General features: G+C 64.1%; 9 protein-coding genes. All 9 read left to right on the top strand.

The genetic code is table 11. The features are described from left to right. The first annotated feature begins 567 nt into the window (after positions 1–567). Complete coding sequence (locus MOV74_RS26345) at positions 568–933, top strand: NADH-quinone oxidoreductase subunit A (protein ID WP_008136158.1); 366 nt, start codon at positions 568–570, stop codon at positions 931–933. Further along, positions 924–1,511: an NADH-quinone oxidoreductase subunit B family protein gene (locus MOV74_RS26340; RefSeq protein ID WP_246929301.1), complete on the top strand. Its 588-nt coding sequence runs from the start codon at positions 924–926 to the stop codon at positions 1,509–1,511. Before MOV74_RS26345 ends, MOV74_RS26340 begins: the two co-directional genes overlap by 10 nt. A gap of 11 nt (positions 1,512–1,522) precedes the next feature. Beyond that, on the top strand, positions 1,523–2,137 hold the full coding sequence (locus MOV74_RS26335; RefSeq protein ID WP_246929299.1) for an NADH-quinone oxidoreductase subunit C: 615 nt from the start codon (positions 1,523–1,525) through the stop codon (positions 2,135–2,137). Positions 2,138–2,139: 2 nt separating this feature from the next. Next, positions 2,140–3,336 (top strand): NADH-quinone oxidoreductase subunit D, encoded by a 1,197-nt coding sequence (locus tag MOV74_RS26330; protein ID WP_246929287.1) that lies wholly within the window; start codon positions 2,140–2,142, stop codon positions 3,334–3,336. After that, the gene (locus tag MOV74_RS26325) at positions 3,336–4,298 is read left to right on the top strand and encodes an FkbM family methyltransferase (RefSeq protein ID WP_246929285.1); all 963 of its coding nucleotides are present in this window, start codon (positions 3,336–3,338) and stop codon (positions 4,296–4,298) included. The genes MOV74_RS26330 and MOV74_RS26325 overlap by 1 nt, the downstream gene beginning before the upstream one ends. Positions 4,299–4,310: 12 nt before the next feature. Continuing rightward, entirely contained in the window at positions 4,311–4,922 is a 612-nt protein-coding gene (nuoE, locus tag MOV74_RS26320) for an NADH-quinone oxidoreductase subunit NuoE (protein ID WP_018455089.1), read from the top strand. Then, entirely contained in the window at positions 4,922–5,128 is a 207-nt protein-coding gene (locus tag MOV74_RS26315) for a hypothetical protein (RefSeq protein ID WP_246929283.1), read from the top strand. The genes nuoE and MOV74_RS26315 overlap by 1 nt, the downstream gene beginning before the upstream one ends. A gap of 15 nt (positions 5,129–5,143) precedes the next feature. Further along, positions 5,144–6,469, top strand: coding sequence for an NADH-quinone oxidoreductase subunit NuoF (gene nuoF / locus MOV74_RS26310; protein WP_246929281.1), 1,326 nt, complete (start codon positions 5,144–5,146; stop codon positions 6,467–6,469). Positions 6,470–6,474: 5 nt separating this feature from the next. Then, on the top strand, positions 6,475–7,408 hold a 934-nt coding region (gene nuoG / locus MOV74_RS26305), incomplete at its 3' end, for an NADH-quinone oxidoreductase subunit NuoG (RefSeq protein WP_246929279.1).

The following is a 7,408-nucleotide window of genomic DNA, read 5'->3' as shown; positions in this document are numbered from 1 at the left end:
CGCGCGCGACGGCCCTGTACGTCGCCGCCTCCGCGATCGCGACCGGTCGGACCTGCAATATATCGCAGGGAGGGAGCCGTTCTCGCAGGAGGCAGGTCCGGTCCAGCCGTGATGCATGGCTCGTCTGATCGCTTGCGCCTGTGGATAGGTGCCTCGCGACCGCGATGATCATCGGCGGTTCGGCGCCGCTGCTCCGGACACGGTCGCTATATGTCGCCGAAGCGACAGTCGGGGCTCATGCCGTGGGCAACCGGCGGCTTGGGTGCGCTGCCGCACCCGAAAACCAGGCGTTTTTCTCGGCTGATGCACGGCAAAACGTTGCCGTGGCCTGTGGGCCGCAATCTCAGAGCTGCTGCCCTGCAAAACTGTGGCTGCCCTTGCTGGGCTTGGCGATCTGCTCCATACCAGCGCGGGGTGATTCCGGGATTTTTTCACCGTTCTGGGGGCGGCAAAGGGCCTAAAAAGAGCGTGTCTTGCGCCCATTGGTGCACTGCGCTAAGGCTCAGAATAATTCCAAATCGGACGAATCCGTGGCTGTCCCGAGGCTCCGGGAAAAAGGGCTCGCCAATGAGCGGCATTCTGCAGAACTATCTTCCACTCGTCGTCTTTATAGGGGTAGCGGGCCTCATCGGCCTCGTGCTGCTGATCGCGCCCTTCATCGTGGCGTTCCAGCAGCCGGATCCCGAAAAGCTGTCGGCGTATGAGTGCGGTTTCAACGCGTTCGACGACGCTCGCATGAAATTCGACGTCCGCTTCTACCTGGTCGCCATCCTCTTCATCATCTTCGACCTCGAGGTGGCGTTCCTGTTTCCCTGGGCGGTGGCGTTCGGCAAGCTTGGCGCGACCGGCTTCTGGTCCATGGTGGTGTTCCTCGCCGTGCTGACGGTCGGGTTCGCCTATGAATGGAAAAAGGGAGCACTCGAATGGGATTGAACCCTGCATCGTCCACGAGTCCGGTTCTAGCGCCGGCCCCCAAGGGCATCCTGGACCCGTCGACCGGCAAGCCGGTCGGGGCCAATGATCCGTTCTTCCTCGAGGTCAATTCCGAGCTGTCCGACAAGGGCTTCTTCGTGGCCGCGACCGACGACCTCATCACCTGGGCGCGCACCGGCTCCTTGATGTGGATGACCTTCGGCCTCGCCTGCTGCGCGGTCGAGATGATGCAGGTGTCGATGCCGCGCTATGACGTCGAGCGCTTCGGCTTCGCCCCGCGTGCCTCGCCGCGCCAGTCCGACGTGATGATCGTCGCGGGCACGCTGACCAACAAGATGGCGCCGGCGCTGCGCAAGGTCTACGACCAGATGCCGGAGCCGCGCTACGTCATCTCGATGGGCTCCTGCGCCAACGGCGGCGGCTACTACCACTATTCCTACTCGGTCGTGCGCGGCTGCGACCGCATCGTGCCGATCGACATCTACGTGCCGGGCTGCCCGCCCACGGCGGAAGCGCTGCTCTACGGCGTGCTGCTGCTGCAGAAGAAGATCCGGCGCACCGGCACCATCGAACGCTAAGGTTTTACGTCATGGACGACGCCAAGCTCGACGCCCTAGGGCAGACGATCGTTAGCGCGCTTCCGGGCGCTGCCATCGGTCATTCGGTGGCCTTCAACCAGCTCACGGTTGATGTCGAGGCCAGCAAGATCGTCGAGGTGGTCAAGTACCTCCGCGACGACCCGAATTGCCGCTTCATCAACTTCACCGACATCACGGCAGCGGACTATCCGTCGCGCGAGAAGCGCTTCGACGTGATCTATCACTTCCTGTCCCCGACCCTGAACACGCGCATCCGGCTCAAGGCCCAGGCCGACGAGACCACGCAGGTGCCGTCGCTGATCGAAGTGTTCCCCGGCACCGACTGGTTCGAGCGCGAGGCCTACGACCTCTACGGCGTGTTCTTCGTCGGTCATCCCGACATGCGCCGCATCCTCACCGATTACGGGTTCGAGGGCCATCCGCTGCGCAAAGATTTCCCGACCACCGGTTTCGTCGAGGTCCGCTACGACGACCAGGAGAAGCGGGTGGTGTACGAGCCCGTCCGGCTCAACCAGGAATTCCGCAAGTTCGACTTTTTGTCGCCGTGGGAAGGGGCGGATTATCCGGTCCTTCCGGGTGATGAAAAAGCGGGGCCGAAGGTCTGATCATGAACGAGCAACCCGAACAGCTTCGCAATTTCACCATCAACTTCGGACCGCAGCATCCTGCGGCGCACGGCGTGCTGCGCCTCGTGCTGGAGCTTGACGGCGAAGTCGTCGCACGCGTCGATCCGCATATCGGGCTGCTTCACCGCGGCACCGAAAAGCTGATCGAGCAGAAGACCTATCTGCAGGCGATCCCTTATTTCGACCGTCTCGACTACGTCGCGCCGATGAACCAGGAGCACGCCTTCTGCATGGCGGCCGAAAAGCTGCTCGGCATCGAGGTGCCGCGCCGCGGCCAGCTGATCCGCGTGCTCTATTGCGAGATCGGCCGCATCCTGTCGCACCTTCTCAACGTCACCACGCAGGCGATGGACGTTGGTGCGCTGACCCCGCCGCTGTGGGGTTTCGAAGAGCGCGAGAAGCTGATGGTGTTCTACGAGCGCGCCTCGGGCAGCCGTATGCACGCAGCTTACTTCCGCGTCGGCGGTGTGCATCAGGACCTGCCGCAAAAGCTGGTCGACGACATCGAGGCCTGGTGCGATCCGTTCCTCAAAGTGGTGGACGACCTCGACCGTCTGCTCACCGCCAACCGCATCTTCAAGCAGCGCAACGTCGACATCGGCGTGGTGCCGCTGAAGGAAGCCTGGGAGTGGGGCTTCTCGGGCGTGATGGTGCGCGGCTCGGGCGCGGCCTGGGACCTGCGCAAGTCGCAGCCCTATGAGTGCTACGCCGAGATGGATTTCGACATTCCGATCGGCAAGAACGGCGACTGCTACGACCGCTACCTGATCCGTATGGAAGAGATGCGGCAGTCCATCCGCATCATGAAGCAGTGCATCCAGAAGCTGAACGCGCCTGACGGGAAGGGCCCCGTCGTCGTCGAGGACAACAAGGTCGCGCCGCCGCGCCGTGGCGAGATGAAGCGCTCGATGGAAGCGCTGATCCACCACTTCAAGCTCTACACCGAAGGCGTCCACGTGCCGGCCGGCGAAGTCTACACCGCGGTCGAGGCGCCCAAGGGCGAGTTCGGCGTCTATCTGATCTCCGACGGCACCAACAAGCCCTACAAGTGCAAGATCCGCGCGCCGGGCTTTGCGCATCTGCAGGCCATGGATCACATCTGCCGCGGCCATCTGCTCGCCGACGTCTCGGCGATCCTCGGCTCGCTCGACATCGTGTTCGGAGAGGTCGATCGGTGATGGGACAGGCGCCAATCCAGTTTGACCGCGCCTCGGGGGCCCTTGAAGGGGCCAACCTGTGGGAGCGGACGGCTGCCTTGGCGCTGGTGACGGGATCGAAGATCTCGTCGCACTTCTCGCATATGGGCTACATCGCCTGCGCCAACCTGCTGCGGAAGACGCTGCCCGAGCGCAACATCGCGATCAGGCTCAATCCCGACGCCGTGTTCGAATTCCCTTACGGCGACGGCTATTGGAGCAAGCTGCTCAACCGCTCGTACAACTATGAAGACGAGCTCGAGCTGCTGTTCGCCGACTCCATCGACGTCGATTACACGTTGCTCGATTGCGGCGCCAATTACGGCTACTGGTCCGTGCTGGTCTCGAGCAAGCCGTTCGGCGCGCACAGGGCGATCGCGATCGAGCCGTCGGGGCAGAACTACCCGAAGCTCGGCAACAACGCCCGCGTCAACGGCAATCGCTTCGAGACCATGAAGTGTGCGATCGGCGCGTCGCGCGGCACCGCGCGGCTGTCGGGCACCAAGCACGAAGCCTTCAGCATCGCCGGCGATCCGTCGGCCGGCGGTGAGGACGTGCCGGTCATCGCGCTCGACAATCTGATCGAGGACGGCAAGATCGCGAGCACCGGCAAGTACCTGATCAAGCTCGACGTCGAGGGCGTCGAGATCGAGGCGATCAAGGGCGGCGCGCAGCTGCTCCAGGCCGACAGCGTCATCATGTGCGAGGAGCACGGCAGCGACCGCTCTCATGCCGTGTCGCGCTTCATCCTCGAACAGACCCCGCTGAAGCTGATCGTGTTCGATCCGCGCAGCAACCGGATGGAGACCGTGACCGAGCTGTCGATCCTCGACCGCATCAAGGTCTCGACCCACGTCGGCTACAACGTTTTCGGCACCGCAAGCGCATTTTGGCAGGACAGGATCGAAGCCCTGAATGCGAAAACCGCGCGCCGCATGCAGTGAGAGATAGAAGAGATGTCCGTTCGCCGATTAGCACCGAAGGAAGTCCAGCCCGCGAGCTTCGCGTTCACGGAGGAGAACCTCGCGTTCGCCAAGCAGCAGATCGCGAAATATCCGGCGGGACGTCAGGCCTCCGCGGTCATCGCCATTCTCTGGCGCGCGCAGGAGCAGCACGACGGCTGGGTCTCGGAAGCCGCGATCCGCGTCATCGCCGACATGCTCGACATGCCCTATATCCGCGTGCTGGAAGTGGCGACCTTCTACACGATGTTCCAGCTCGCGCCCGTCGGCAAGAAGGCTCACGTCCAGGTCTGCGGCACCACGCCGTGCCGGCTGCGCGGCGCCGAGGATCTGATCCACGTCTGCGAGCACCGCATCCATCACGAGCCGTTCCATCTGTCCAAGGACGGCAATTTCAGCTGGGAAGAGGTGGAGTGCCTCGGTGCCTGCGTGAACGCGCCGATGGTGCTGATTGGCAAGGACACCTATGAGGACCTGACCAAGGAAAGCTTCGGTAAGGTGCTCGACGGCTTCGCTTCGGGCAATCCGCCGAAACCCGGTCCGCAGAACGGCCGCCAGTTCTCGGCGCCGACCGGCGGGCCGACCACACTGAAGGAGATCACCTGATGCGTGATCTCTCGTCGCAGGCCATGCAGGGGAGCGGTGCCATGAAGAAGTGGGGCTTCATCGCGATGCATGCCGCTGTTGCGGCCGCCTTCATTTTCCTGCTGCAGCGTTTCAGCCTGAACGCGTCGCTGGAATCCAGTCTGCTCTGGGCGCTGACCTTTGGCATCTGCGCCGCCGGACTTGCCTACAAGCAGTCCAATAGTTGATCGGAAAGCACTGATATGCTCGAGGACAAGGACCGCATCTTCAAGAACCTCTACGGCCTCCACGATTGGGGGCTCGAGGGCGCGCGGCGTCGCGGCGCCTGGGACGGCACGAAGAACATCATCGACAAGGGCCGCGACTGGATCATCAACGAGATGAAGGCCTCGGGCCTGCGCGGCCGCGGTGGCGCCGGCTTCCCGACCGGTCTCAAATGGTCCTTCATGCCGAAGGAATCGACCGACGGCCGGCCGAGCTATCTCGTCGTCAACGCCGACGAATCCGAGCCCGGCACCTGCAAGGATCGCGAGATCATGCGGCACGATCCGCATCTCCTGATCGAGGGCTGCCTGATCGCCAGCTGCGCGATGAACGCGCATGCCTGCTACATCTATGTCCGCGGCGAGTTCATCCGCGAGCGCGAGCATCTCCAGGCCGCGATCGACCAGGCCTATGAGGCCAAGCTGGTCGGCAAGGACAACGTCCACGGCTGGCCGTTCGACATCTACGTCGCGCACGGCGCCGGCGCTTACATCTGCGGCGAGGAAACCGCGCTGCTCGAAAGCCTCGAAGGCAAGAAGGGCCAGCCGCGGCTGAAGCCGCCGTTCCCGGCCAATGTCGGCCTGTTCGGCTGCCCGACCACCGTCAACAACGTCGAATCCATCGCCGTTGCGCCGGACATCCTGCGCCGTGGCGCGGCCTGGTTCGCCGGCATCGGCCGTCCGAACAATGTCGGCACCAAGCTGTTCTGCATCTCCGGTCACGTCGAGCGGCCCTGCAACGTCGAAGAGGCCATGGGCATTCCGTTCCGTGAGCTGATCGACAAGCATTGCGGCGGCATCCGTGGCGGCTGGGACAACCTCAAGGCCGTGATCCCCGGCGGATCGTCGGTGCGCATGGTGCCGGCCGAGCAGATCATCGACACGCCGATGGATTTCGACTCCTTGAGCAAGCTGCGCTCGGGCCTCGGCACCGCGGCCGTGATCGTGATGGACAAGTCGACCGACCTGATCCGTGCCATCGCCCGCATCTCCTATTTCTACAAGCATGAGAGCTGCGGCCAGTGCACGCCGTGCCGCGAGGGCACGGGGTGGATGTGGCGCGTGCTCACCCGCATGGCCGAGGGCCGCGCCCACAAGCGCGAAATCGACATGCTGCTCGAGGTGACGAAGCAGGTCGAAGGCCACACCATCTGCGCGCTCGGCGACGCGGCGGCCTGGCCGATCCAGGGCCTGATCGCGCATTTCCGTCACGAGATCGAAGCGCGCATCGACCAATATTCGCACAGGGCTGACATTGACGATATCGGCGTCCGCGATCCCGTGAACATGGTCGCGGCGGAGTAGGAAGAATGACCAAGCTCATCATCGACGGCAAAGAGATCGATGTCCCGCCGGAGTACACGCTGCTCCAGGCGTGCGAAGCCGCCGGCGCCGAGATTCCGCGCTTCTGCTATCACGAACGGCTGTCGATTGCCGGCAATTGCCGGATGTGCCTCGTCGAAGTGAAGGGCGGCCCGAAGCCGGTTGCGAGCTGCGCCTGGGGCGTGCGCGATTGCCGTCCGGGTCCCAAGGGCGAGCCGCCGGAAATCTCCACGCGTTCGCCGATGGTGAAGAAGGCGCGCGAAGGCGTGATGGAATTCCTTCTGATCAACCATCCCCTGGACTGCCCGATCTGCGACCAGGGCGGCGAGTGCGACCTGCAGGACCAGGCGATGGGCTATGGTGTCGACACCAGCCGCTTCGCCGAGAACAAGCGCGCGGTCGAGGACAAATATCTCGGCGCGCTGGTCAAGACCTCGATGAACCGCTGCATCCAGTGCACGCGCTGCGTCCGCTTCTCGGCGGAAGTGGCCGGCGCCCCTGAGATGGGTGCGACCGGTCGCGGCGAGGACATGGAAATCACGACCTATCTCGAGCACGCGCTGACGTCGGAATTGCAGGGCAATCTCGTCGACATCTGCCCGGTCGGCGCGTTGACCTCGAAGCCTTATGCCTTCGCGGCGCGTCCGTGGGAGCTCGGCAAGACCCAGTCGGTCGACGTGATGGACGGCATCGGGTCCGCGATCCGCGTCGACACCCGCGGCCGCGAGGTGATGCGCGTGCTGCCGCGCATCAACGAGGCCGTGAACGAGGAGTGGATCTCCGACAAGACCCGCCACGTCGTCGACGGCCTGCGCACCCAGCGTCTCGACCGGCCCTATATCCGTGAGGCCGGCAAGCTGCGCGCGGCGAGCTGGCCCGAGGCCTTCGCTGCGATCGCGGCCAAGGCGGCGCGTACCGACG

The organism is Bradyrhizobium sp. SHOUNA76 (genome assembly GCF_023006445.1).
In the GTDB taxonomy this organism is placed as follows: domain Bacteria; phylum Pseudomonadota; class Alphaproteobacteria; order Rhizobiales; family Xanthobacteraceae; genus Bradyrhizobium.
This window is presented reverse-complemented; position numbering and strand designations above follow the sequence as displayed.

Bases quoted from the DNA above. Each gene is read 5' to 3' on its own strand.
- MOV74_RS26325 (WP_246929285.1), top strand. From the start codon at position 3,336: ATGGGACAGGCGCCAATCCAGTTTGACCGCGCCTCGGGGGCCCTTGAA.
- MOV74_RS26315 (WP_246929283.1), top strand. From the start codon at position 4,922: ATGCGTGATCTCTCGTCGCAGGCCATGCAGGGGAGCGGTGCCATGAAG.
- nuoE (WP_018455089.1), top strand. From the start codon at position 4,311: ATGTCCGTTCGCCGATTAGCACCGAAGGAAGTCCAGCCCGCGAGCTTC.
- MOV74_RS26330 (WP_246929287.1), top strand. From the start codon at position 2,140: ATGAACGAGCAACCCGAACAGCTTCGCAATTTCACCATCAACTTCGGA.
- MOV74_RS26345 (WP_008136158.1), top strand. From the start codon at position 568: ATGAGCGGCATTCTGCAGAACTATCTTCCACTCGTCGTCTTTATAGGG.
- nuoF (WP_246929281.1), top strand. From the start codon at position 5,144: ATGCTCGAGGACAAGGACCGCATCTTCAAGAACCTCTACGGCCTCCAC.
- MOV74_RS26335 (WP_246929299.1), top strand. From the start codon at position 1,523: ATGGACGACGCCAAGCTCGACGCCCTAGGGCAGACGATCGTTAGCGCG.
- MOV74_RS26340 (WP_246929301.1), top strand. From the start codon at position 924: ATGGGATTGAACCCTGCATCGTCCACGAGTCCGGTTCTAGCGCCGGCC.